Raw genomic sequence first — 25,663 nt, 5'->3', positions numbered from 1 at the left:
TCGGCGGCGTTTCATCTGGTCGGAAATCGATGTCGGGTAATAGATTGCGATCCCAAATTGTTCCGCTTCGTCGATGATCATTCGAATCCACTAGGTCCGCTCCACACCGCAGACCACACAATCCAAAGTCACTGCAGTGTTGGCCTCGACCTTCTCATTACTGTTCAGGGTGATCTCGGTGTTGAAAACGGTAACCGTATTGTTCGGCACAGCGACACGAGCAATCTTCGCAGCGGTGGCACCCTTCGTGACAGTCAAATCCACATTGGTTGAGGCTCCGGTGCCGTTGTAGAAACGAATATTGCTTATAATGGCTGAGTTGGTAGGCCCTGCCGAGTACATGACGTTCGCTGCATTGGCGGTCATCGCTTTGGTAGCCTTCAGAAGTTTAAAGGTAATGGGCATAATTTGGATCTTAATTCAATGAATTAGTCTACCGACACGGGAGAGGAACTAATCGCGCTCGATGCCATACACGGCGAAACTGACTGCAGAAGTGTTGGTGGCGGTGCCCACGAGTTGGTCGGCACCCGAGAGGGTGATCACGTCGTTGATCTTGTCGCCGGCGTTCTGGGCGATACTCGAGTTAAAGTAGATACGAGCCTCCGAACTCGAGACCCCGCCCGGGAGAACGTACCACGTTACCGCTTGTGCGCTGGCGTGAGTGTTCATGAACGTTATTCCCGTGACGAAGGCGGACTTGGTCCCGGTAGGCGTGTAGACGGCGGGTGAAAGACCAGTCCCTAGAAACCCGTTTGCGATGATTTTGATAGTGGTAGCCATTGCATGTGTGTGTTCGTATTTGCAGAATTTATTCCGCTCCATGGAGCTTTTGACTGTTACAGAGGTCCGACATTCGTTCCTTCCATCGATCCTTGATAGTGTCTGCCCTAGGGTTCTGCCTGGTTGGGACTGCAAAGACCTGGTAGACCAGAACCGTGGGCCTCAGCGCCGCAGGAGCGATAGAATCAGAGCGTCCTCCGCATCCGTCGCCAGTTCCGTGTACACCAAGTCATAGGTCGCAGCTCCGGTAGCCCGCACCCCCTGTTTCAACAAGCCGGCAGGCGTTCGGTTTTCAAAATACCTCGCGGTGGTGCAATATCGATTCATCATTGGTGTCGGAACGAGAGCAGAAAGATCCAAGGAATTCTCCGCAACAGTTGCATTGCTTGCAGCGTAGATGAAGCATCCTGACCCGGGCTGACTCCCGAAAGTTCCTTCTGGCACGTAACCAATATAGTTGCGTCTGACAACGATGTTACGAAACGGGATGACGCCGGCTCCACCGGCGTCGTTATATATTAAAATCCCATAGGTCCACACATTGCCATCAGACAAGGGATTTACGTCAGATCTGGTGAGATAGATTTGGTTCCCTTCAACCAGCAAATCCATTTTATCTGAAAGAGCCGTGTGAATGTTGTACAAAGGTCCCACGGCCACATTGCGGTAGACATTGTTCCGTACTGTGACGTCCAAGGCGCCCAGAATATTGTAAGGACCTCCGTAAAAGGTGTCTTGAACGCGGTTACCTTCCACAATTCCACCCGTGCACCAAGCCATGGAAAGGCCTCTAAAAAGCTTATCGTTGGTGGTGTTTCCAAGTGTTGTTTGACCGCAACTGACGTAGCAGTTTCGGATATACGGGCCGACGCCCTTCCCCGATGTTCCGGACGCGCTTTCCGGATACCCGACGTGCAAAACACTGATGTAACCGGTATGTCCCGTTCCAGGAGTGATTGCGATGCAATCTTGAATTCCGGAATTGGTGATGGTCGGGGTAATCGTTCCGTCCCCTGTCAGCATGGCTATGGCAAAGGAATGTGTTGCTCCGGTCCCCCCTTTATTTCCCCAATTCTTAACTTTGATGCGCGAGGCGCGTGAATGGCTACCCATTATGCGTACGGCGCCTGCCGCACTTGAAGTGCCGACCCCTGGTAGGTTGCAGTCGATCGTTAAGTCGCAAATCTCAAAGTTGTCTACAGTGCTCGCAGACAGTGCATGTCCAACTGCGTAGATCTGTTTAGAGCCTGTGTTGTTGACCAGCTGGATGGTCGTGACATCGATTCCTGACCCGACGATGCGCATTCCCTTCTTGGCCTGCCAGGAGGTATTTGAAGGGATGCCCGTGTAGTACCCCAGAGTAACAAACACTCCGGGACCAAGATGAATGCACGTATTCTCAGCCATACCGCGCATGTACTCATCAAACTTACCCGAAGGCGTGCAGTTCAATGGATCGGCTTGGGTGCCGCTTCCGGCTATCCCATCCGTTCTCATGGCAAACCAGATGTTAATCCTCGGCGGATCCAAAAGAAGTGCATCAATCAGGGACATGCGAGATCAAGGAATGACCGGGGTGGGAGCTGGTTCGGGTCCGACCTCCACCGTGGTATCGGGGAGCCCTACCTGCGGACTGTTCCAATAGAGACGAAAATACCGGCGAGCTTGCAGACTGGCCCGGGGGATTTCGAGTAGGGAGGTTAACTCGAAACGCTGAATCCCAGGTTCCGTGTAATCTCTCCAGGCCACCGATGGGTCCAATGAATCCTTGTGCTGGAGCCGGATCGGTTCTGGGTGACTCGGCCAGCTGAGCACCAAGTTCGTGTCCGTGGGAGTCACAGACAGAGTGGGGAAAGGCGCGAAAACAACCTGAGCGACCAATCCGTAAGGGTTCACGACTTCGGCGCTGAGTGCGTTGGTGGAACCAGCGGCAATCGATGATATCCCGTCCACCTTCTCAGCTGAAGGCTCCAGGAGTATCGGGGAATTCTCGAAATCTTGGTCTAGCTCAGGAACGTGTGCCGAAATGAGGAGTTCTAGCAACAAGTTACCCTTAGCTGGATTATATAGAAACGGGGTCCTCAGGCGCATGAACAAATACCACGCCAGCGTATCTGATAGCGGAGGGTTAGGAACACATCGTTCTATCGGTAAATATCCGTTAGCGGCGCTCAGCGGAACGGTCGCGACGGTCAGAACATCAGCCCCCAGGTTTTCATCGAAGACCGGGCTGAGTTGGCCGGCAGCGCGGGCGGTAGTACACATCCGAACTACCGTATTGGTCATGAAAGTTCCCTGAGTACCACCACACCCTGGGCGGAAATAGAGGCGAAACATGAATCCCCCGCCGGGGGGCAGTTTCGAAAAGTGAGAAGCGTTAAAGACCTGTTGATAGCGACACCCCGACCAGAAAGTTCCGAAGGGTACCTTCGTGGTCGCACGGTTCTTACTCGTCTCCGCAGTTGCCGGGATAGCCAAGGTGTAATAGGTAGGATCTGGGATCATAGGAAGTTGCGCGTGCATAGGTCTGGCTGAAGCAAAGAAGAGGAGGAAGACGGCGCACTTGAATCGCAGAACACGACTCAGGCGTCGCCGCACGCGGAATCCTGAAGTGATGCAATCGCAGGACTTCATAAGAAAGCGAGTTCGAGGGCCTCTTCCACGACCGTGTTCACTCCCCCTTCCCAACGATTGCTGGCGTCCCGGTCGGTCCCTGGGACAAATCGACCCGATGAGGAGAAGTTGTTGAAGTAGTAAAACAGATTGCTTTCTATCTGAAGCAACGGGGTTTCATGGGAGGATGCGATCCTCCAATCCAAGTCTACCACGTTGTCAGTCACAACGCCCTTCTCAACTCTCTGACAGGTTACACAGGCCTCTCCCGAAGGAACCCCTGTCATGGGTAGTCCCGAAGGAAGCAGCGCATACCGAACCGTATTATTACGAAACACGAAAGCCAGATGCCGATAATATGTCGGCCGCGCATACAGCCATCCCGGGTTGTTCCAAACCGCAGTGGTGATCTTTCCCTCCAGAGAAAAAGCCTTACTCTGCACCGTATCCAGCGAAGGCACCATCTCTACCACATTGTTCTCGTAGACAGTTCCGGTAGTCGTCCAGAGCCAAGTGACGGTTGGAGTGTTGTTAGGGTTATTCGTTCCCGGATTCGCATCCAACTGGATTTCAAACCGAGTCGAGGTAGGAATGGCGAATACCTTGAACGAAAGGTTATACAGGTCATCGAGCGGGGTGGTCCCATTTTTCGCACCCGTGATCAAAACTCCCTGCCCGACTGTCAGGAAATGGGGAAATCCCGATACCATCTCAAACAGCGCGAACCATTTTTGGTCCGTGCCAGTTCCCGTGCTCCGGAGAGGGGGGATGAAGGTGATGGTCGGAAGTGCGACCGAAGCTCCAGGTCCTTGTCCATCCAACACCACATTCATCCCGAGCCGCACTCGAGAAAAGAAGTTATTTCGAACGACGGTGTCCTTGAGTCCCCACGTGTCGATGTAGTGCCCGCCCACTGTGCAATTGTAGACTTGGTTTCCCTCCAACAGGCTGGCTCCTGCCAACGCCTGCCATCTGGCACCCAACCGGGCATTAGCCACACCTGTCAGCGTAGGAGTTGCCGTCGGATCCTCAAAGTCACGCTGACATTTAAACGAATTATTGCTTACGACCTGAGTCACGAACCATGGAACGTTCAGATTATAAGGCGTGGTGCTAAACGTTGGAGTGGTCCCGTCCAAGACAGCAACGCAGCCTGCGGGCAGAACAGTTGAAGAACCTCTGGGTATTAGGAAATGGGGCGAATCGGTAGTGATTGTCACCTCATAGACCTTTGTGCCACCAATCAGCTGATCTACACCAGTTACCGAGTGGAGATTGCTGACCGTGAGAACTTTGACATAGTCACTGGACCAACGATTCAGCCAAGCCCCTACGACTGTAGTACTCGCCGGAAATGTCCCCACATAGACCGCAACATACTTGAAGACGTAGGGGGGTGTGATCGAGGTCACTTGAAAAGCCCCATTGTAGGCGTTGTTGTATCCGTCCAGGGTGCTTCCGGCCACCCTGATTCCCGTGATCCGAACCCAGGGATTTCCAGTGAGTCCATGCGGATCCACAGTGGTAACGGTGACCTCCATTGTTTTGGTCGTGGTTCCTCCTAAGTCCGTCGCGGTAACACCCGAGATCCTTACCGGATTCAGCACGTATTCGCAGTTGATGTAATTGTTCCTAAAAGCTGTGGCACCGCTTGGAAAATTCCCTCCTGAAACCACCAGCAGTGTGGATTCCCGAAAGCAGTTGAACCCGGGCTGCTCCACGACACATTCCTCAATCACACAGTCCGACGACTGATACTTCCCTGCGTTGTTGGCCAGGGAGGACCCGCCTACCGGGAACAAGAAGAGTTCCGGCGTGACGGGGGTTTGAACCCCGGCAACCGTCCTGAGCCCTGGGCCTTGCCGACCGAAATTGATGGCTCGGAGCCTCCGAAGTCGGGTATGGCTTCCGCGCACAAAAATGGCTCCGCAGGTCAGTTGAGTGGAATTCTGTCCACCGACGTTGCAGTCGATGGTAAAATCGGAAGCCTCAAAATAATCCGCAACGTCGGCGGGGTAGGCATTTGGAGGCATCCCAATAACATGATAGTGGGCGTTCCGAAAGGAAGCCTCCACCAGTTTCAGAGTGGTCACGTTGATCCCTGACCCGCGCATTTTTAGGCCTGCGAAGGCCCTCCAAGTAACCCCCAGTCCGCCCAGCCCGGATGCTCCCCCGTCCCGATAGGAAAATTGGTAGCCTTTGGTCTCGAAAACTCCAGGCCCCAGGTGAACACGAACCGCCTTCGTCGGGGTCTGGGCAAGGCGACGCATCACCGCATCGAAGAGAAATGGATCCTTCTGACAAATCACTCCCGAGGAACTGAGAGAACCGGTGGGGGGAGCCGGATACAAACCCTCGGAATAGTAATAAGACTTATAGGTAAACTGCGTATCAGCCAGAACAGTGACCAGAAAGCTCCCGTTAAGTAGTTCACCATAGGGAGGCGAGGGCGGCGAAGTAGCAGGCGCAGCGAACCCGCTCATGAGCACGATATCCCCCGAATTAAACCCATGAGCCACGCTCGTGGTGATCGTCACGATAAACGGGGCGTTGTCGGTGATGGTACCTACAGTGACTGCATCGACGGTCCGGACTGGGTAAGCCGCCCGTCCCCCATTCCACGGGTCGTTCTCGGTCCCGGACCCGACGGCACCATCGCTCCGTAAAGCGATATACACGTCCATTGGAACAGCATCCTGGAGCAGTGCTTGAATGAGTGACATGTGCAGTGTTCGTTTCAAGGCCGCTCGCCGGCGGCACTTTGCACCTTTACCTCTTTTGACTATTTCCAACTTAGCCCCCCCCCCCCGGTGGTTGTCAAAATATTTCTCGAACAATCTTTCCCTAGCATACACTCGGTCCGCAGGGATTGCGAATGACAGGTGCCAGCCGAGCGAAGGCGGTGAGGGCCGAACGTTTTTCGCGACCCAAGGGGGACCACGGATCCGATCAGAACTGGCCAACCCCTCTTCCCATCCGTGTCATCCGCGCAATCCGTGGTTAATTCCCTTTCCGTTCTGACCCAGTTCCCGCGGTTTCCAGCAGCCTTCGTCGCCGCTCGACCTTTGGGAGTTGGCCCAGCTTTCTCACCTCTTCGTAGAATCGTGGTAAATCACCCTCGCATTGCGACAGCAGCTTTTGGAATCCCGGCACCAAGTCGAAGTAGGTGGCCACGGTGTTGAGCTGAGCATGGTTTAGCGGCCCGCCGAACCAGGCCGAGTAGGGTGACGCGCCCCCCCATGATTGAACTCGGAGCGCATGCTCCGCTCGAAGCTCCGCGATCACGGTGGCTTTACGGCGTCGAAGGGCCTCGACCAATTCGGGATCGGGATCGTACTTGAAGCGAACGGGATGCAGCCGGTAAAGCTCGGCCAGCTTCCTCCGGGCATTCTGAACCAGCGTGACGAACTCCGCCTCGCGCTCCTGCTCAGCTCCGTAGCGTCGAAGCGCCTCGGCCCGGCCGGTCGAAGCCAGCCATCGCCTGGCGGCTTCCTGGCCAACGGTGGTGGCGAAGGCCTCGTTGAAATCCGTGTCGCCGCTCACGAAGAGCTTCTGATGGGCGAGCTCGTGAAAAAGCAGTTCGGCGAGATGCTCGGGCGGATGGTGCAGGAACGTGTTCAGCACGGGATCACGAAACCATCCGAGGGTGGAGTAAGCTTCCACCCCGCCCACATAAACCTCCTGCCCCTGCTCGGAAAGACGTTGAGCCAGCTGGTGCGCCGAAGACTCCGAAAAAAACCCGCGATACTTCAACCGTCCCACCAGGGGATACCACCAGGCCTTGGCCTCCAGCGAAAATTCGGGCGCCGCGTGGACATTCCAAACAACAAAGCGGCGTCCCAAATCCGCATACCGCCGATAGTGCCCATCCACCGGAAGCCCCAGTTCCTGGGCCGCGAACTCGCGCAGCTCCAAGACCAGCCGCAGTTTGTTGGAAACCGCCGCGGACGTCCGCGGATCCGCCATTACCTGCGCCATGGGACGCTGGCGGCTGACGATCTCTAAATGGCCGCGCACCGCCTGCAGATAGTAGGAACTGGTAGAGCAACCGGTGCCGGACAATGCCACCAACATGCTCAACCACAAAAACAGCAGCCGGGACTTCATGCCACCCAATGGATGCCCAGATAGACGCTGGCCCGATCTCCTTCTCCCACGCGAATCAGCTCTTCAAATCCAAACTTCCGATAAAACCGATAGGCGCGCTCGTTCCGAACCCACATCCCCAAGTGAACCCCTGCCGAACCGGCCGCCCGCAAACGGCCCAGCAGCTCAGCCACCATCCGATGTCCCCATCCCTGACCCTGCACTCGAGGCAACAAGTCGATGTGAAGGTGCGACGGATATTTCGCAATTGGCTCCGGATGGAAAAGGTCGGGATGATAATACTCCCAATGAAGACGCTGAGAAGGCGTCCACTCTTCCGGACGTCCGAGCGGCTCTGGATGCTGCCGCTGAAGTGGAGGCAGCCACTCCTGCACGAATCTCTGAAAAAAGCGGGGTGTGTCCAAAGCCCCCAGGCAGTATCCGGCAATCCCCTCAGCATCCTCCAGTAGCAGGGAAAACTGCGGTTCCAACTGGAGGTAGGGTCCAACGTAGATACTTCCCAGAGCCCGCGGGTCCTCGTGCAGGTGGGTCGCATCCTTTCCGGCATCGCCGGTTTTCAAACAGACTTCGTAAACACCAGCCTGATCCTCCGACCGACAGAGCCGGATCCGAGGGTCAGAGGTCTGCAATCGAGTGTTAGACATGAGCTTGATTCAGCATCCCGCCGGCTCAAAGTCGCCTTCGACGTTCAAGGCCAGCAATCGCTGGAGTTCGGCCGCGAATCCTCCCCTGTAGGTCCCCGGCTGATGGAATATCGAACGAAACGGGTTTCGTCCCCGAGGGGGAAGCTTTTGCCAAGCCAGGTATCGCTGCAACAAGTCCACCTCTTCTTTTAGCTCCCACACATGACGATACAGGGTGTAGCTCAATTCCCGGTCGGCCAAGTCGGTGATCCTCGTGTGCCAACGCGTCAGCGCGTCCGATCGCTGACGGAATCGTTCTTCGACAGCACGGGATGCCTTCCCGCCCGAGGCCAGCAGTTGCCGAGCATCGGCCAGGAACCCAATCGCTTCGTCACCCACCTCATAAGGCAAGTGGAGTGAATCCGTCAGAAGGCGCAGCTCATCCAGAGAAGGCAGTGTCCCCTGAAGATCGCGGAACGAAGGACGCCAGTCCTGCAAAGCGGCCCGGTAAGCCTTCGAAGCGGTCCACCCTCGCCCCTGCGTGGCAAAGCTCGCGAAGGTGTGCAACGGGACAAAGTTGGCCCGGAACTCGCAGTTCGGATTCACCAGAATGCCGCTGACTTCCTGGCGAATCCCCGGCTCTCGATCTTGATAAGGGCCGAGATACAAGCGACGCATATCATAGTCGTTCGCAAACAGGTTATCCCAAAGAATCGGCGGACGCCGCAACACGGCACGCAGGTGGCGCACCTCCGCCACGGTGATCCGTTGCGCTACAATGTCCTGGCCGGTCCAGAACACCGGAATCTCAGGATCCAAACGATCCCCGATCTCCTGCAGATAGGCATTCGTCGAAATCTCGCCGGCAAAACTTCCACAATACGGGGTGGGACAGAACAGGAGTCCCCCCGGGTTGGATTGGCGTTGCAGCTGAGCCAGAACCTGATGCGTCCAGGTGATGTGGGCTCCCGCCCAGGAACCATATTGTCGAAGGTGTTCGGCAGAACCCTCAGGAGGAATGTCGTCAAACAGGAGGGCAAAGTCTTGGCAGCCCAGGGATAGCAACTGCGCGACCTTGGTCCGGAGCATTCGTTCCATCTGGCGGGGGCTGAACTCCGCGCGATACCCCGGGGCGAGTCCGTAGATAAAGCGGATTCCCGTGCGGCGGCATCGCCGGATCAAACCGGCCAGCTCCTCACACTCTCCATCCGTGTAGCATCGGGACCAATAGAGACGATGTTTCGGATCGTCCTTGGGTGCATAGAGGTAGCTGTTCAACCCGGAACGCGCCATCCATCGACAGAGTTCCGCCCGCTGATCCATCGTCCAGGGCCGACCGTAAAACCCCTCCACGACCCCCCAAAAACCTGAACTCATTTTCGACGATGTTGATTTAATGGTGCCTTCCTTTCGTCACGATCAGCGGGATCCCAGGTGCTGGTAAATCAGCTTGTCCAGCAATTCCCGGCCTGACCGTGAACCGTTCGCCTCGCGCCGCTCCTCAATCCGGGCGGCCAACTTCCGAAACGGCCGCACATAAGGGTGCCGTGACAGGGCGTGACGGAAGGCGGTGTGCCGTCGCAGAATGGAACTCACGCGACGGAAATTGCCCGGGATCCGCGGGTTTGAAGGCGCTCCAGTGTCCGTCTTTCTGAGGACTACCGAGATATTGCCTCCGTCTTCGGAGGTGGCGCGCTTGATCACTTCAAAGCCGGCTCGACAACCCAGAGCCTCCAAGGCCGGCAAGTTGAAATGATAGAGGTGCCCCAGATGAAACTGCGAATGGGGTTGCTGACAGGTCGCTTCCGAGTTAGGCACTTCAATGAACAGCAGCCCTCCCGATCGGAGCCAAGTGCGGAACCGTACGATGGCGTCGTAGGGATCTTCCAAATGCTCCAACGCATGGAAGAGGGTGACGAAGTCCTGGGACTCAGGGGCTACCTTCGCGTCCTGGTAGAACGCCTGCCAAACCGGGACCTTGAGTACCTGGGCGGCATACAGCGCATAGCCCTCGTTCGGTTCAAATCCAGTGGCATCATACCCCATGGCCCGCACCACATACACCACCTCACCGCTCCCAGCTCCTACGTCCAATACCTTCATCCCGGGCGACAACAGTCCACGAATCTGGGCGAACCGGTCGACCGCCACTTTCCCCGCACGAAAGGCATGCTTCGGCTGGGGTTGATAGGTGCCTTTGTAGCTGCTGCGATACTCGCGCTCGTAAAAGTGGCGCACGCGATCCGCGCTGGGACGCGGATCTGTCCAAACCAACCCACAATCGCAGCAGATCACCGAGCGCAAGGGTTGACCGTGTCGATCTTGGGACCTGACAGTCTCTACCTCCACCGACCCGCAGAGGTTACAGGGAATGGAGCAACTCGTACTCGATTGGATGGTGGGCATGCGTTGCTCAGGGTTGGTTCAGCGGAGCACTTCATCGTCATGGTCGCACGAGCGACCGCTCGATGTGGCGAATCTGCCAGGATGATAAACAAGGGCCCGATCGGTTGTCTACCTCAGGTGGCATACCTTAGTTTGGAGCTAATGCAGGAAAAATTTTCCTAGCTCCGATAAAGTTTTTTCAATTTGCTATTGAACAATTCTTCAATGGAGCCATCTATGAGTGTGTAGTACCGCTGCTCGTTTAGGGTTGGCAGAGAGGTCTTGCTTGCGGTGGGGTTCGAGCAGCGCGGAAATAGTTGGCCCTGCTGCCCTTCTGAGCGTCTTGGTGAAGGCGTAAACGACCTCGTCACCAGAGAGCCAATAGATTTATCTATTGGCTCTTTCTCTTTTTAGGCCCCCAAAGCGGACCGATCTTGTCTTGAATGCCAGCGGCTCCCAAGCAGTCCAACCCTGCGGACCGCGGAGAACGCGTCAGGCACAGCCTCTGCTTGACTCAGTCGCCCGAATGATGTCCAGTGACTATTAGAACGCCTATGCTGAGAATCCATGGCAGTCCGACTCGTTTTTGCGACGGCATCTCGCGGCGCAACTTTTTGAGAATTGGTGCGCTCGGGCTCGGAGGCATTGGGTTGCCCCAGCTATTAAGGGCTGAAGCGCAGTCAGGGATCAAACTATCCCACAAAGCAGTCATCATGATTTTCCTGCCGGGTGGGCCATCCCACCAGGACATGTTTGATCTCAAAGTGGATGCTCCATCCGAAGTCCGAGGCGAGTTTCGGCCGATTTCGACCAAGGTGCCCGGGATTCAGATCTGCGAGCACCTCCCCCGACTGGCCGGGATGATGGATAAGCTGGCGATTATCCGTTCCATCGTAGGCGCTTCCGGAGACCACGACGCCTTCCAGTGTCTGACGGGAAGAGCGTTTCAAAACCAACCTCCCGGAGGCTGGCCATCTGTCGGGTCCGTGCTGTCCAAGGTGGAGGGCCCCGTCAACCGTCTGGTCCCCCCGTTCATCGGTTTGGCCCCCAAGATGGGCGAGATGCGATGGGCGCGAACCGGAGATCCCGGATTTCTCGGTGTTGGTCATGCCCCTTTCCAGCCCAATAAAGGGGGCGGCAAAGACGACATGGTCCTGAACGGCATCACTTTAGACCGTCTAGGCGATCGCAAATCGTTGCTCAAGAGCTTCGATACCTTCCGACGCGACCTGGACGCGAGCGGCATGATGGAAGGCCTTGATGCCTTCAACGAGCAGGCATTCGGCATCTTGACCTCCAGCCAACTGCTGACCGCTCTCGACCTAGACAAAGAAGACCCCAAGGTGCGGGCCCGCTACGGCAAGGGGGATCCCCGCAATCGCGATGATGGCGGACCCAAACTCATGGAGCATATGCTGACGGCCCGTCGATTGGTCGAAGCGGGTGCCCGTTGCGTCACCCTAGCCTTCAGCCGATGGGACCATCACGGCGACAATTTCGGAGCACTTCGTCAAGATCTGCCGCTCCTGGATCAAGGGGTCAGCGCCCTGGTCGAGGACCTGCATGCCCGTGGGCTCGACAAGGACGTGTCGGTCATCGTTTGGGGAGAGTTCGGTCGAACGCCTTACATCAACAAGGACGCAGGGCGTGACCATTGGCCGCGGGTCAACTCGGCCTTGCTCGCCTGCGGCGGCATGCGCATGGGACAGGTGATCGGTGCTACCGACCGTCTGGGAGGTGAAGCAACTGATCGACCGGTTCAGTATGGGGAGGTCTTCGCCACTCTCTATAACAACCTTGGTTTGGATGTGAACAAGGTGGTCCTGCAGGACCTCAGCGGTCGGCCTCAGTACCTCGTGGACGGTAGCGCCCAAGCGATGCCCGAGTTGATTGGGTAAGTCGGGTGATGGGCCGAGACGGCCCACACTACAATTGTAGCGTCGTCCGTCCTCGGACGATTCCCCCCCGGCCCCGAGCGCAGCGGGCGTTTCCTTCGCCTCTCAAGACCGCCGGAAGCCGAGGAGGGATCGATTACGATTACGATTACGAACCGACCCCGACACCCAACACCTCCCCCGGGTGTCTCCCTCACCCCTTCACCGCTTCGACACACCGATTGCAGAGGGTCGGATGCTCAACGCTCTGACCAACATGCGTCTCCCAATGCCAACAACGCTCACACTTGGCGCCGTCCGCCTTCACCACCTGAGCGGTCACTTCCGACCCGGCAGGAGCATCCGGACGCGAAGCCGGCCCCGGCTTCAACGTCAGCTGTGAAACATTCAGCAGTTCCTGCAGCTGTGAAATCACCGGGGTGAGCGGTTCGATCCAATCCGACGGCACGGTAGCTTCCATCCGCGCATCCAAGGCCTTGCCAATGGTCTTGGCCTGCCGCGCTTGTTCCAACACGGGCATGGTCAAATCGCGGATCGAAAAGAGCTTCTGCCACAACGCTCGTTCCACCTCGCCGAACGCAAAGGGCTTCGGATTCCAAATCGATTCGTGAACGGTAGCCTGCTCGCGTCCCGGGATGAACTCCCAAGCTTCGTCGGCCGTGAACGCCAAGATCGGCGACAGGACATGACAAAGCCCGGTGACCAATCGGGCCAAGGCCGTTTGCGTGGATCGGCGGCGCGGTGAGTTGGCCGCGTCCGTATACAGCCGGTCCTTCACCACATCGTGATAGACCGAGCTCAGTTCGACGGCGGTAAACTGCGCGATCCGCTGATAAACCACATGAAACTCGAAGCTTTCATAGGCCTTCAACACATCCGCTTCCAACGCCGCAAACTCGCCTAAGATCCAGCGATCCAAACCGGTCAACTGAGCATCGGGAACCGTATGCTTGGCCGGATCGAAATCATAGAGATTCGACAACTGATAGCGCAGCGCATTGCGGATGAGACGGTAGGTCTCACCTACTTTCTTGATCCGCTCCTCGCTCACCACGATGTCATTGCGAAAATCCTGGCTCGCGACCCACAGGCGCAACACATCAGCCCCGAAGTCCTTGACGTAACGTTCCGCGGTCTGCGGCTTCTCATAGCCTCCCTGTCCCTGCTTGCTCTTGGAGATTTTCTCGCGATCGGCGTCCACCATGAACCCGTGGGTGAGCACCGTGCGGAACGGTGCCGCGCCGTTACCGGCCAAGGAAAGCAGCAAGGAGGACTGAAACCAGCCGCGATGCTGATCGGAGCCTTCGAGGTACAGGTCGGCTTGGAACGCAGGCAAGGTGCTTCCATCGGCTCGTTTGCCATGCAACTCCCCGCGCTGAGCGATCACCGCCCGGGAACTGGACCCGGAGTCGATCCACACATCCAAGGTATCCGCGGACTTGCTGACGCCTTCCGCGCCCGTCCAATCCGAGGGACGGCATAAGGCCCACAGCTCCGACGGTGTCTTTTCGAACCAGACATGACTGCCTTCCTTCTGCACCAAATCGGCAGCACGTCGCACCACGCGGGCGTCCAGGATCGCATTACCCTGAGCGTCATAAAACGCCGGGATCGGCACTCCCCAAGAGCGTTGCCGCGAGATACACCAATCCGGTCGACCTTCCACCGCACCGCGAATCCGATTGATACCCCAATCGGGCACCCATTGAACTCGATCAATTTCGGCCAGCGCCTGTTTGCGGAACGTCGATCCATCGGCCGTGGCGTGATCGATGCGGATGAACCATTGGTCCATCGCACGAAAGACCACCGGGGTCTTGCTGCGCCAACAGTGCGGGTACTGATGCGTGTAGGGCTCGTGAACGAGCAGCCGGTTGCTCTCTCGCAAGATCGCCAGCACCGCTTCGTTCGCATCGCTCGACTTGCCACCCTTCTCCAGGACGGACTTTCCAACCAGCGAATCGGGCATCTGCTGCTCCACCGGGAGATCCGAGGTGCGAGCCAGGCATCCTGTATCGTCCACCGGCGAATAGACAGGCAGGCCGTGGCGGATGCCGAGGCTGTAATCCTCCAATCCGTGTCCGGGCGCGATATGCACAAAGCCCGTGCCGGTGGTGTTCTCCACAAAGTCATCGCCCGCCAGCAGTTTGCCGGTCCGGTTGCAGAACGGGTGCTGATACTCGAGCGTGGCCAACTCGTCGCCGTAGACCGTGCGGATGATCTGATAGGCATCCCAACCCGCCTTGGCTGAAACTTGAGACAGCAGCGCGTTGGAGACCAGGTAGGTCTCATCGTTGGCCATCACCAGGGAGTAATGGAACTGGGAATTGAACGCGACCGCCAAGTTGGCCGGCAGGGTCCAAGGCGTGGTGGTCCAGATCAGGATGAACGTGCCCGGCTGCCCTACCACGGGGAACTTCACGTAGATGCTCTGGCTGACATGGTCGTTGTATTCAACCTCGGCTTCCGCCAAGGCAGTGTGACAGGGGATGCTCCAATACACGGGTTTCTTGCCGCGATAGACAAAGCCCTTCTCCACCACATCAGCGAAGAGTCGAAGTTCATCCGCCTCATACTCCCGGTTGAGCGTGAGATACGGGTTCTCCCAATCGCCCAGGACGCCAAGCCGTTTAAACTGAGTGCGCTGTAGATCGATGTATTTCCGCGCATAGGTGTCGCAGGCGCGACGGATCGAGGCGGGGTCCGCCTCGGTGTTCCCGGCCTTGCGCATCTCCTGGCTGACCTTGAACTCGATGGGCAAGCCATGGCAGTCCCAACCTGGGATATAAGGAGCGCTGAACCCACGCACCGTCTTGTACTTAACGATGATGTCCTTGAGAATCTTGTTGAGCGCGGTGCCAACATGAACGTCGCCATTGGCGAACGGGGGACCGTCATGGAGCACGAACTTGGGCGCGTCGACCCGCGCCGCCTGAATGCGCTCATAAAGGCGCATTTCGGTCCACTTGGCCAGACGCTGCGGTTCACGCGACACCAAATCGGCTTTCATCGGAAAGTCGGTGCGCGGCAAATTAACGGTATTCTTGTAGTCCATAGTTTGACCCAACCAGGAGCGCGGAAGGTAGCAGGAGCCGGGAAGAGATCAAAGCGGGATTTGCCGACGTCCGGAATCCTTTGACGTCCGGCCCCCAGCTTCCTAGGTTCTCGGGGTGTCGAAAGGTATCCTATCGGGCCTGGATTCAGACCACTACCCGCGGGCAATCACCGGATTGCCCATGTCCTACACCCGCTGGGTGGGGAGCCGGCTGATCCGTGCGCTGACCTCGCTCCGCGGGGTGGTCTCCTTTGGACTCATTACCTGCGGGGTGCTCATCACCAAGGGACGCACTGCCTCCAATGTGATCTACCCCCTGATCTGGCAGCAAGTCATGCGCTCCGGTGTCGCGCTGCTCCCCATGGTCTTGTTCCTCGCCGTCGCGTTGGGCTTGGTGGTCATCGGCCAAACCGTCTCCCTGGCGACCCAGGTGGGTGCCCGGCAATACCTAGGTATGGTGATGGTGACCGTCGTGGTTCGCGAACTGGGCCCCCTGCTGGCCGCGTTGATCGTATTGGCCCGCGCCGGAACCGGCACCGTCATCGAACTCGGCACCGCCCGAGCCTCTCGCGAGGTCGAAGCGCTGGAACTGATCGGGATCGATCCGATCCACTATTTCGTGGTTCCTCGCATCATTGGCATGGCCCTCGGAGTGTTTTGTCTCACGGTCTATATGATCGTGGTTGCCTTGCTAGCCGGCTATCTGTGGGCCTTCGTCCAGAACGTGCCGATTCTGCCCTCCGACTACTTTAACCAGTTGGCCGGCGCGCTGCACCCCTTAGATTTTGTAGCCCTGGGCCTGAAATCCACCGGCATGGGAGTGCTGATTGCCCTGGTGACCTGCTACCATGGACTAGCTCAGCCGCTGCACATCGAGGACGTCTCCAAGGCGACCATCCGCGCCATCACCCAGAGCGTGGTGCTGTGTGTCATGGCCGACGCCTTGTTCCTCATCATCTACCTGCTGCTGTGATGAGCCTCTCCGACCAGTTCACCCCCAAGCGCGAACCGCTGTTGGACCTGCGGGCTGTCGATATACCTTCGACCCGCTACCCCGGCTCCCCGCAAATCCAGAGCGTTCATTGGCAGCTTCATCCGCGGGAGTTCTGGGTGATCGGTGGGTTGCTGAGCAGCGGAAAAACGAATTTCTTAACCACAGCGGCAGGTGCGTTGGCTCCGCTTCGTGGGGAGATACGGCTGTTCGGGCGCGTGCTGCATCAAAACCAGGTGGAAACCGATCTTCCCGATCGCTTGAGAATCGGATTGGTTCATGACGGCGGGCTGCTGCTCCGGCATTTGAACGTGGCGGACAACATTTCCCTGCCGCTGCGCTACCATCACAACGCCACCGACCAGGACGTTGCCAAGCGGCTCTCAGCCTGGCTGAAAGCGATGGAGCTCAATGACTGGGCCACCGAGTTTAGCGGCAACATCAGCCGCAACTGGGCCCAGCGAGCGGGTTTGGCGCGCGCATGCATTCTCGAACCGGAGATCCTGCTGCTGGACAGTCCGCTGTCAGGACTGGACCCCCAACATGCGCGCTGGTGGCTCCAAACCGTGGCCGAATTGGCCGAAGGACATCCCTTGATCAGCTACCGCCCCATGACGACGGTGGTGACCTGTGACGATTTTCGCCCGTGGATTGCCCCCGGCCGCAACTATGCCGTGCTACGGGAGGGGCAACTCGAGATTTTGGATCCGGGCCTCCCCGCCGACCAGATCATCAACACGCTGGCAACCCCTTCCTCGCCCCAGGCCGACCCCCGCTGACTTTCCCCACTGCCATGCCCATCCAAGATCTAACTCCCCAGCTGCGAACCCGGCTCAACCGATTCGAACGGATTGTCGGGATATTCATCATGGCCGCCACCCTGATGATGGTCATCGGACTCTTTCTCTACTTGCGCGAAACCGCCAAGCGCAAGGGATGGTTCGTGCTCAAGGCTCCCTACTACACTTACCTACGCAGCGGCAGCGGCATTCAGGTGGGAGACAAGGTAAAACTCATGGGTTTCGATGCCGGCGAGATCACCGCGGTGACGGCTATGCCGCCCGGAAACGAGTATGACGTTTATGTCTCGTTTGTGGTTTTAGGGGAATATCACGGCTATGTCTGGAGCGATTCCGTTGTGAAAGTGAAGTCGGCCGGGCTGCTGGGAAACCGCTACCTCGAAGTCATCAAGGGTGATGCCTCGGGCAAGCATGGCAAGGTCTACGCCACCTATGTCTCCAAGGATGGCAAGGGGATCGACGAAATGTGGGACCCGACCGCCAAGTCCTACAAGCCCTTCCCTAAGAACGACAAAAAAGCCCAGTATTACGTGCCGGCGGAGGAACCCCCGGAGCTGGCGAGTCAGATGGATGCCATCGTCCAGCAAGCGAAGGATGCCCTGCCACATGTTCTGGCCCTTACGAATCTGCTGACTCGCGTCATGGCCAACACCGCCGATGCAACAGATCGGCTGAATGGGCTTCTGTCCGACGCCAAACCCATCGTTGCCAACCTGACGATCATCAGCGATCACCTCAAGCATCCCCAAGGCTCCCTGGGTGAATGGTTGATTCCCACCAACGTCAATCGCCAGCTCAGCGAAACCCTCACCAACGCCAACACCACGCTCCTGTCCGCCAACAGCACCCTCACCAACGCCAACCTCCAGCTGACCGAGGTGGCCACCAGCCTTGATGAGGCTCTCGACAACCTGGCCAAGATCACTGGCAATCTCCGCGCGCAGGTGGATCAGAACACCAACATCGTCAAGGAAGTGTCTCAACTCATCGTCGACACCGATAACTTGGTGCAAGGCCTCAAACGGCATTGGCTGCTGCGATCCGCCTTCAAGGGCGAGAAGACTCCCGGAAGCAATCAAGCACCGCTGAGACCGATGAACCTGCGGCGATAGCGGCACAGGGGCTCCGAGGAGGACGTGCAACCAACGAAGCGGGCATGTCCCTCTATGGACTGCGGTGGCACGACCTCATCTTTGCCGCGAAAAATGGGGTACTAGACAAGCTGGGCAACGCCGGCTTTTCTGACTTTGCGGCAAGGCCCGAACCCGCAGGGTTCAAAGAGATTTAGCCGGGGGTGCTCGCACCCCCGGAACTGTTAAAAGTACGGAGCATCGCGCAGCGATGCCACTGGCTTCTGAGACTTGCGTCAACCGCTTCAAGGAACCTAATCAGTTCGTCAGCCCATTGGCCGACGGGTGGCACGCCTTTCAGGGTGCTGTTTATTGGGGGGCCGACACACCGGGGGTGTCGCTGCGCTCCACGCCCCGGCTAGTCTCTTTGAACCCTACGGGTTCCCCGATGGGCCGGCACGGCCCACACTACAAATGCAGAGAGGTCCGTATCGGACGTTCCCCCACCCCCGAAGCACATCAGGCTGAAAGAATGTTCCCTCCCAATGCGTAGAAGGAGGTATGATCACCGTTCCAACGCAACCCTTTGTCGTTCTCAGCCGCCTGGCTTCCTATCGCTTCCTGGCCTTGCTGGCCCTGCTCAGCTCCTCGTTCCAGGCTCACAGCGTGGGCTGGGTATCCCGCCATGGCCTGTCGTCGCATGAGTATCAGGATCAGTTCAACTCCTGGACCGGACAGGGGCTGCGGCTGCGCTGCGTGTCAGGTTACCTGAATGGAGCCAACACGGAGTTCGCGGCGCTTTGGGACGACACCGACGGCCCTAGCCAAGCCGCCACCCACAACGCCACCGCCGCAGACATCCAGTCGCAGGATATCACCATGGGCAACAACAGCTTCCAACCGACATGGATCAGCATCTATCCGGTCGGAAACGCCCTGCGCTACGCCGCCATCTGGGAAGCCGGAAACGCGAATCGTGTCATTCGCATGGGTCGCACCTACGCCCAGCTCCAATCGGACAAGGAATTCTACGAAGACACCGGATATCATCTGCACCACCTCAGCGCCACCACCCTCGGGGCCACTGACTATTACGCCGCCATCTGGCAAAAATCGACGGTTCACCCCGTGCAGATTTGGAAGGCTCGCATGAGCACGACAACCTATCAGAATGAGTTCAACGCCGCCACGGCAGCAGGCTATCGCCTGGTCCAATCCTTCGGCTGCGTGGTGGGCGGCGAAGAACGGTTCGCGGCCATCTGGCGCAAAGTGGGGGGAGACACCTGGTGGAACTATGGCTCCCTCACGGCCGCGAACTACCAAACCGAAACCGAGAATGCCTACTACCAAGGTTACCGCACGGATTTCGTCTCCGCCTACTCCGTGAACGGGTCTCCCCGATTTAACTCAACCTGGACCCGCAACGGCGGCTGGTCCGGCAGCACACGTGACCTGATCGACAAGGGAATCCGCAAATACATGGAAGACACGGACACCCCGGGAGTGTCGCTCTCCATCATGCGCAACGGACGACTGGTCTATGCCAAGGGCTTTGGATACGCCGATCAGGAGAACCACCAGTGGGCTGGACCACTCCATCGCTTTCGCATCGCCAGCATCTCCAAGCCCATCACAGCAGCGGGTGTGCTCAAGCTGATCGACGATGACAAATTCGAACTGACCGACAAGGTCTTCGGCAGTGGGGCTCTGCTGGGCACCCAATATGTCAATGGCAACTATTCCACTTGGGAAAAGGCCATCAATGTCCGACACCTACTCAACCATACCACCGGCTGGACCGCCGAAACCCCCATGTGGGACAACAGCTACGGCGTGGATCATGAGCGAATCATGGATTGGACCCTCGACTCCAACAGTCCGCAGTTCGAACCCGGGACGCGGTATGACTACATGAATCTGGACTACCACACCCTCGGGCGAATCATCGAAAAATACAGCGGCAAGAGCTACGAGAACTATATCAAGGATGCAATCCTGGCCCCCTGCGGCATCACCCAGATGCAACTAGGAAACCAGACGAAGGCCGGACGACTCCCTCGCGAAGTCGTCTATGCCGCGCCCGACGGCGGGAACCCGTATACCGAAATCCACCCCAAGCGCATGGACGCCAACGGAGGCTGGATCGCCACCTCCATCGATCTGCTGCAGTTCCTGCGTCGGATCGACAACGAACCATTCCCCAGTGACATCTTATCGTCGGCCCGTCGCACCGAAATGCGCAACTTCGCCCTGACCATGGGGAATGGGTATGGCCTCGGCTGGTTCGACGTCGGAGGAGGCGCTGAAGGCCACAACGGTTGCATGACCGGCACCTCCTCTTTCATGGTCGACCGCAATAACGGAACCGCCTACGCGGCCCTCGCGAACAAACGCACCGGATGCTCCTGGGACTTGAACACGGCGGTCGATAAGATCCTGGATCAGCTGGAGCAGAAGAACGAATGGCCAAGCTACGACCTGTTTCCCGTTCCCAGCCAGAACTACGCCAACTGGGTCAAGGCCGTGTTTGCCATCGATCTCAGTTCAGCGGCCAGCACTGCCGACTTCAACCTGGGGCTAATTGAACGGTTCGCACCCTATGCGGATCCGGACCGCGATCGGATGTCGAATCTGGAAGAGGCTTACTATGGCACTGATCCCAGCCGAGCCAACCGCGCGCGCGTCCTGACCGCGCGAATCGAAGGTAAGGACGTCGTGTTCCGCTGGACCCGCAGCACCGAAGACGTAGGCCTCACCGGCACCCCCGTCTTCTCAAGCGACCTCCAGACCTGGGCCGCCCGGCGGGTAACGATCACCCCGGTGGGACGTCCGGCTCTCGGAGTCGAAACCGTCGAGATCCGACTGCCCAAGACCAACAGCCAACTGTTCATGAAGTTGGAGATCGAGACCGACTAGGGCGGGATTTGAGGTGGGAGAGATCGGTATCTCCGATTAAGGGATACCCGACTCCGTCGGGTTCTAGAAAGCGGTAGAGGTCTACCGCGCTCCATATGGCCAATCGCCTCGCGAAGCGTCTTGGAGTGCTGTAGCCCTCTACAGCTTTTGTCCCCACAGCGGAGCTGGGATCCCCCCGGGGCCGCCCGGGGAAGCACTTTAAGCGTGCACGGATGGGATAGGCTGGATAGGCTCCGGGCCATTACCAAAACTTTCGCCTCCATGAGGTCCCAAATTGGAATCAACAGCGGGACGAGGGCTGGCTCGCGGACAAAGTCCATCCTCCGAACTGCTACGGCGCGGTTGAACACCGGAGCGTGGTCAGCAGCCTTGCTTTTGTGGGCGCTCGGGGCCGACTTGACCGCTGTTCCGCCGGCCACCCCCTCCCTCCCGCCGGAGAAGCTGGTGACCGAGCAGGATCGCCAACACTGGTCTTACCTGCCCCTCCGCCGCCCCGACCTCCCAGGCCTTCCCGCGGGCGCGTTGTCGCTCACGCCAGTGGACCGTTTCATTCAGGCGAGGCTGAGCGCTCAGGGGCTGACCGCCACGCCACGAGCCGAACCTGAAAAACTCATCCGCCGATTGTATTTCGGCCTCATCGGCCTGCCGCCCAGCCCGCCCCAAATCGCGGCTTTCGTGGAAGCAGCGGCCTTGAATCCTTCTTCCGCCGTCGAGAAGTTGATCGATGACCTGCTGGCCAGCCCCCACTACGGTGAACGCTGGGCCCGGCATTGGTTGGATGTCGTCCGTTACGCCGACAGTGATGGACAGGAAGGCGATGCGGACCGGCCGACCGCGCATCATTTTCGTGACTTTGTCATCCGCAGCCTCAACGAAGATTTGCCCTTCGACACGTTTGTGCGCTGGCAGTTGGCGGGTGACGAACTGGAACCGGACAATCCTTCGGCGCTCGCCGCCACCGGCTTCATCGTAGCCGGAACCCACGCCGTTCTTCCCGACCGGCTCATGGAGGAGGAGAGGATTCGTACCCGCTTCAACGAGCTCGATGATATGATCGCCACGACGGGTGCCGCGATGATGGGGCTGACCCTCGGGTGCGCACGTTGCCATGATCACAAGTATGATCCTATTCCGCGACGCGACTACTACCGGCTACTGTGCGCCTTCAACACCGGCGACCGGGCCGAGCTGCCGTTAGTACCCTGGGAGCAGGCCCGCCGTCAGCGGAAGCTGGAAGCCGAATGGAAGGCGGAGCTAGACGCCGCCACCCAGCGCTGGGAACAAGTGTTGAAGCAGACCGACAAATCGGAATTAAAGGCCCGTCAAAAGGAGAAGGACGAATCACTTCAGAAGTTGAAAGCGCGCAAGCCGCGCCCAGTGCCCACCGCGCTGGGATTCGAGGACGCGGACGCCAAACCGCGCGACACGTTCCTGTTAGCCCGGGGCGACTTTAGAGCCAAGAGCGAACCGGTCCAGCTGGGCTTCCTCTCGGTCTTGACCCGCGGAAAAAGCCCTGAGGACTATTGGTCCTCCGCGCGCAACCACCAAAAGCGGTCCGATTCTACGCAGCAGCGTCGAGCGCTGGCGGAGTGGATGACCGACGGGGAGCACGGCGCGGGGAATCTGGTCGCACGAGTCATCGTCAACCGAGTCTGGCAACATCATTTCGGGGAAGGCCTCGTGCGCACCGTCAACGATTTCGGCGCACGCTGCGATCCACCCACTCATCCCGAGTTGATGGAATGGCTGACCGCCGAGTTTGTGAAGGGCGGCTGGAGGCTTAAGCCTCTGCATCGGCTCATCCTCGCCAGCTCCGTGTATTTGCAGGACACGACTTTCGATCCCGACCAGGCGAAGAAGGATCCCGACAACCGCCTGCTCTGGCGGCGTCGTCCACAACGATTGGAGTCCGAGATCCTCCGCGACACCATGCTCGCGGTCAGCGGCACGCTGAACCCGCGGATGTTCGGCCCGGCCGTCAAGGCGCCGGTCGCGCCCGAAGCGATTCAAGCCCGCAACATGAAGGACCCGTATCCAACCGACTTGAAGGACACACCATCCACTCGTCGGCGTTCGGTCTACCTCTTTCATAAGCGCGTCGTGCAGCAGCCGTTGATGCAGGCCTTCGATGGCCCGGATGCGCAGGCCAGCTGTGGCCGTCGGGAAAACACCACGGTGGCCCCGCAGGCCCTCGCCCTGCTGAACGACCCCTTTGTCCGCGCGCGGGCCGCAGACTTCGCGCTCAGACTGAGACGGGAAGCGGGCTCAGGAACCGACGCTCAGACTCGTCTGGCCTGGAAGCTGGCCCTCGGCCGCGAGCCGTCGTCGGACGAACTCAAAGCCATAACTGCGTTGGTGGGCAGACAAATCCAGCAACGCCTGACGGCGGGCGTCGCACCCACCGAAACCCAGACTCTGGCTTTGGAGGATTTGTGTCAGGCTATCTTTGCCCTCAACGAATTCATCTACGTGGATTAAATCCTCAGGCAACGCATGAAGCCGTTTGATTCTCATTGTGCCCGGTATCAGCAATTCACCAACCGTCGGGATTTCTTGAGCAAGGCGGGTGCGGGTTTCGGCCTGCTGGCCCTGTCAGATCTGCTCCAGCTCAACCCGCTTCGCGCAGCCGAATCGAACCATGGAATGGCTCGCGTTCAGGACCCCTTGGCGCCACTGAAACCTCACTATTCAGGCCGCGCCAAATCGGTCATCTGGCTCTTTATGGAAGGCGCGCCCAGCTCAGTGGACCTCTTCGATCCCAAGCCGGAACTCACCAAACGCGACGGCCAACGGATCAACATTGACGTCTTCAACGGCAACCCCGGGCCGCTGATGAAGTCGCCCTTTCAATTTCAACAATATGGGCAGTCGGGGGCCTGGGTCTGTGATAAGTATCCGAACGTGGCAAAGCACGTGGATGACTTCGCGTTCATCAAGTCCCTCTACAGCGAGTCCAATGACCATGTTCCCGCCCTCTACCAGATCAACACCGGCATCGCCCGCCCCGGCTTCCCCAGCGCCGGAGCCTGGGTGACGTACGGGCTCGGCAGCGAAAATCGAAACCTCCCGGGCTATGTGGTACTCGGCAATACCCAAGGGGTGAAAGGTGGCCCACTGAACTGGAGTGCCGGGTTCTTACCGACCAGCTACCAAGGGACACTCTTCCGCTCAGCGGGCGCTCCCATTCTCAATCTCACCCGCCCCGACCGCGTCAGCCGTCAAGACCAGCGATCGCAACTCGACTTCTTGAAGGAGGTGAACGATCAACACCTCCGACAGCATGAGGGGGAGCCGGATCTATTGGCCCGCATTCAAAGCTTTGAACTGGCCTATCGGATGCAGATGGAGGCCAGCGACCTGACCGATTTCTCCTCGGAGTCCCGTGAGACCCGGGCCTTATACGGCCTGGATAGCGAGGTATCCAAAAGCATCGGCACGAAGTGCCTGCTCGCGCGGCGCCTGATCGAACGCGGAGTGCGTTTCGTGCAGGTCTACAGCGATGGGGAATGGGACGCCCACAGTGATTTGAAAGGGAATCACTCCCACCATTGCGCGTCGACAGACCAACCCATTCATGGGTTGCTGACCGATTTGAAACGTCGCGGGCTCATGGACAGCACTCTGGTTGTGTGGGGTGGTGAGTTTGGACGCATGCCGGTCTCACAGGGCAATGGCGGTCGCGACCACAATCCCAATGGTTTCATGGCCTGGATGGCCGGTGCCGGGATCAAGGGGGGAGTCAGCTACGGCGAAACCGATGAGATCGGCTACCGCGCGGAAAGAGACCGGACCAGCGTGCACGATCTACACGCGACACTTCTTCATCTGCTCGGCATGAACCACGAAAAGCTGACCTACTTTCACAACGGGCGAGATTACCGCCTCACCGATGTAGCGGGGAGCGTCATCGAAAAGATTCTGGTGTAAGCTCGGTCCGTCCCCGCCCGATGGGCCGACACGGCCCACGCTACCTTGATAGAGACGTCCGTCCCCAGACGTTTCCCCAACCCCCTCAGCTCACTGACACCAAACAGACCTTCTCGCCTCGCTCATTTCGCGCCAAGCCCTGCGCGTTGGGATCCAAGGTCGGCTGCCCATCCACACAAAAGAGGTAATGATGATGACCGTGGTTCATCGGAATCTCCGCCCGCCAAGAACCGTCGAATTGCTGGGTCATCGGATGCGACCCCGGATGCCAGTCGTTAAAATCCCCCATGACGGTCACCGTCTTGGCCTTGGCCTCCATGCAGCGGAAGATGATGGGTTTGATGACGCTCTTGGCGGAATAGCCGCCGGGACGCTTCGGACGATAGTTCTCTAAGTTGCTCATCGGATCTCTCTTAGTCCTAGGAAGGCCTCTGGTTCGCCAGCGAAAGGACCAAACCCACGGATCTGCGCAATGTAGCATAGAAGAGAATGAGAGCA

The 25,663-nt window shown here is 58.4% G+C and carries 18 protein-coding genes; 7 read left to right on the top strand and 11 right to left on the bottom strand.

The features are described from left to right. Positions 1-90: 90 nt before the first annotated feature. The 9 genes from JNN07_25540 to JNN07_25500 form a co-directional block, all read right to left on the bottom strand. Positions 91-405, bottom strand: coding sequence for a hypothetical protein (locus tag JNN07_25540; GenBank protein MBL9171122.1), 315 nt, complete (start codon positions 403-405; stop codon positions 91-93). Between the two features lie 48 nt (positions 406-453). Next, positions 454-783, bottom strand: coding sequence for a hypothetical protein (locus JNN07_25535; protein ID MBL9171121.1), 330 nt, complete (start codon positions 781-783; stop codon positions 454-456). A 162-nt stretch (positions 784-945) separates the two neighbouring features. Further along, positions 946-2,337 carry a hypothetical protein gene (locus tag JNN07_25530; GenBank protein ID MBL9171120.1) on the bottom strand — a complete coding sequence of 464 codons (1,392 nt, stop codon included), beginning with the start codon at positions 2,335-2,337 and terminating at the stop codon, positions 946-948. Between the two features lie 6 nt (positions 2,338-2,343). Next, positions 2,344-3,288 (bottom strand): hypothetical protein, encoded by a 945-nt coding sequence (locus tag JNN07_25525; GenBank protein MBL9171119.1) that lies wholly within the window; start codon positions 3,286-3,288, stop codon positions 2,344-2,346. Positions 3,289-3,413: 125 nt separating this feature from the next. Then, on the bottom strand, positions 3,414-6,119 hold the full coding sequence (locus JNN07_25520) for a hypothetical protein (GenBank protein MBL9171118.1): 2,706 nt from the start codon (positions 6,117-6,119) through the stop codon (positions 3,414-3,416). Positions 6,120-6,396: 277 nt separating this feature from the next. Further along, on the bottom strand, positions 6,397-7,503 hold the full coding sequence (locus JNN07_25515; protein MBL9171117.1) for an aminopeptidase: 1,107 nt from the start codon (positions 7,501-7,503) through the stop codon (positions 6,397-6,399). Beyond that, the gene (locus JNN07_25510) at positions 7,500-8,147 is read right to left on the bottom strand and encodes a GNAT family N-acetyltransferase (GenBank protein MBL9171116.1); all 648 of its coding nucleotides are present in this window, start codon (positions 8,145-8,147) and stop codon (positions 7,500-7,502) included. Before JNN07_25510 ends, JNN07_25515 begins: the two co-directional genes overlap by 4 nt. Positions 8,148-8,156: 9 nt before the next feature. Beyond that, positions 8,157-9,503, bottom strand: coding sequence for a beta-N-acetylglucosaminidase domain-containing protein (locus JNN07_25505; GenBank protein ID MBL9171115.1), 1,347 nt, complete (start codon positions 9,501-9,503; stop codon positions 8,157-8,159). Positions 9,504-9,545: 42 nt separating this feature from the next. Beyond that, the gene (locus JNN07_25500) at positions 9,546-10,532 is read right to left on the bottom strand and encodes a class I SAM-dependent methyltransferase (protein MBL9171114.1); all 987 of its coding nucleotides are present in this window, start codon (positions 10,530-10,532) and stop codon (positions 9,546-9,548) included. A gap of 533 nt (positions 10,533-11,065) precedes the next feature. On the opposite strand from JNN07_25500, the gene JNN07_25495 reads away from it, so the two are divergent. Beyond that, the gene (locus JNN07_25495; protein ID MBL9171113.1) at positions 11,066-12,409 is read left to right on the top strand and encodes a DUF1501 domain-containing protein; all 1,344 of its coding nucleotides are present in this window, start codon (positions 11,066-11,068) and stop codon (positions 12,407-12,409) included. Positions 12,410-12,599: 190 nt separating this feature from the next. Here JNN07_25495 and ileS read toward each other — a convergent pair whose 3' ends face one another. Continuing rightward, positions 12,600-15,461, bottom strand: coding sequence for an isoleucine--tRNA ligase (gene ileS / locus JNN07_25490; GenBank protein ID MBL9171112.1), 2,862 nt, complete (start codon positions 15,459-15,461; stop codon positions 12,600-12,602). Positions 15,462-15,642: 181 nt separating this feature from the next. On the opposite strand from ileS, the gene JNN07_25485 reads away from it, so the two are divergent. The 6 genes from JNN07_25485 (at position 15,643) to JNN07_25460 (ending at position 25,165) form a co-directional block, all read left to right on the top strand. After that, positions 15,643-16,434, top strand: a complete 792-nt coding sequence (locus tag JNN07_25485; protein ID MBL9171111.1) for an ABC transporter permease — start codon at positions 15,643-15,645, stop codon at positions 16,432-16,434. Then, the gene (locus JNN07_25480; protein ID MBL9171110.1) at positions 16,434-17,231 is read left to right on the top strand and encodes an ATP-binding cassette domain-containing protein; all 798 of its coding nucleotides are present in this window, start codon (positions 16,434-16,436) and stop codon (positions 17,229-17,231) included. The genes JNN07_25485 and JNN07_25480 overlap by 1 nt, the downstream gene beginning before the upstream one ends. A 14-nt stretch (positions 17,232-17,245) precedes the next feature. Continuing rightward, positions 17,246-18,364, top strand: coding sequence for an MCE family protein (locus JNN07_25475; protein ID MBL9171109.1), 1,119 nt, complete (start codon positions 17,246-17,248; stop codon positions 18,362-18,364). 519 nt (positions 18,365-18,883) lie between these two features. After that, positions 18,884-21,238, top strand: coding sequence for a serine hydrolase (locus tag JNN07_25470; protein MBL9171108.1), 2,355 nt, complete (start codon positions 18,884-18,886; stop codon positions 21,236-21,238). A 261-nt stretch (positions 21,239-21,499) separates the two neighbouring features. Further along, positions 21,500-23,716: a DUF1553 domain-containing protein gene (locus tag JNN07_25465; protein ID MBL9171107.1), complete on the top strand. Its 2,217-nt coding sequence runs from the start codon at positions 21,500-21,502 to the stop codon at positions 23,714-23,716. Between the two features lie 15 nt (positions 23,717-23,731). Continuing rightward, entirely contained in the window at positions 23,732-25,165 is a 1,434-nt protein-coding gene (locus JNN07_25460) for a DUF1501 domain-containing protein (protein ID MBL9171106.1), read from the top strand. Between the two features lie 85 nt (positions 25,166-25,250). On the opposite strand, the gene JNN07_25455 is transcribed toward JNN07_25460, so the two are convergent. Further along, entirely contained in the window at positions 25,251-25,568 is a 318-nt protein-coding gene (locus JNN07_25455; GenBank protein MBL9171105.1) for a glycoside hydrolase family 13, read from the bottom strand. Positions 25,569-25,663: the final 95 nt, after the last annotated feature.

It is taken from the genome of Verrucomicrobiales bacterium (assembly GCA_016793885.1).
Lineage (GTDB): Bacteria > Verrucomicrobiota > Verrucomicrobiia > Limisphaerales > UBA11320 > UBA11320.
This window is presented reverse-complemented; position numbering and strand designations above follow the sequence as displayed.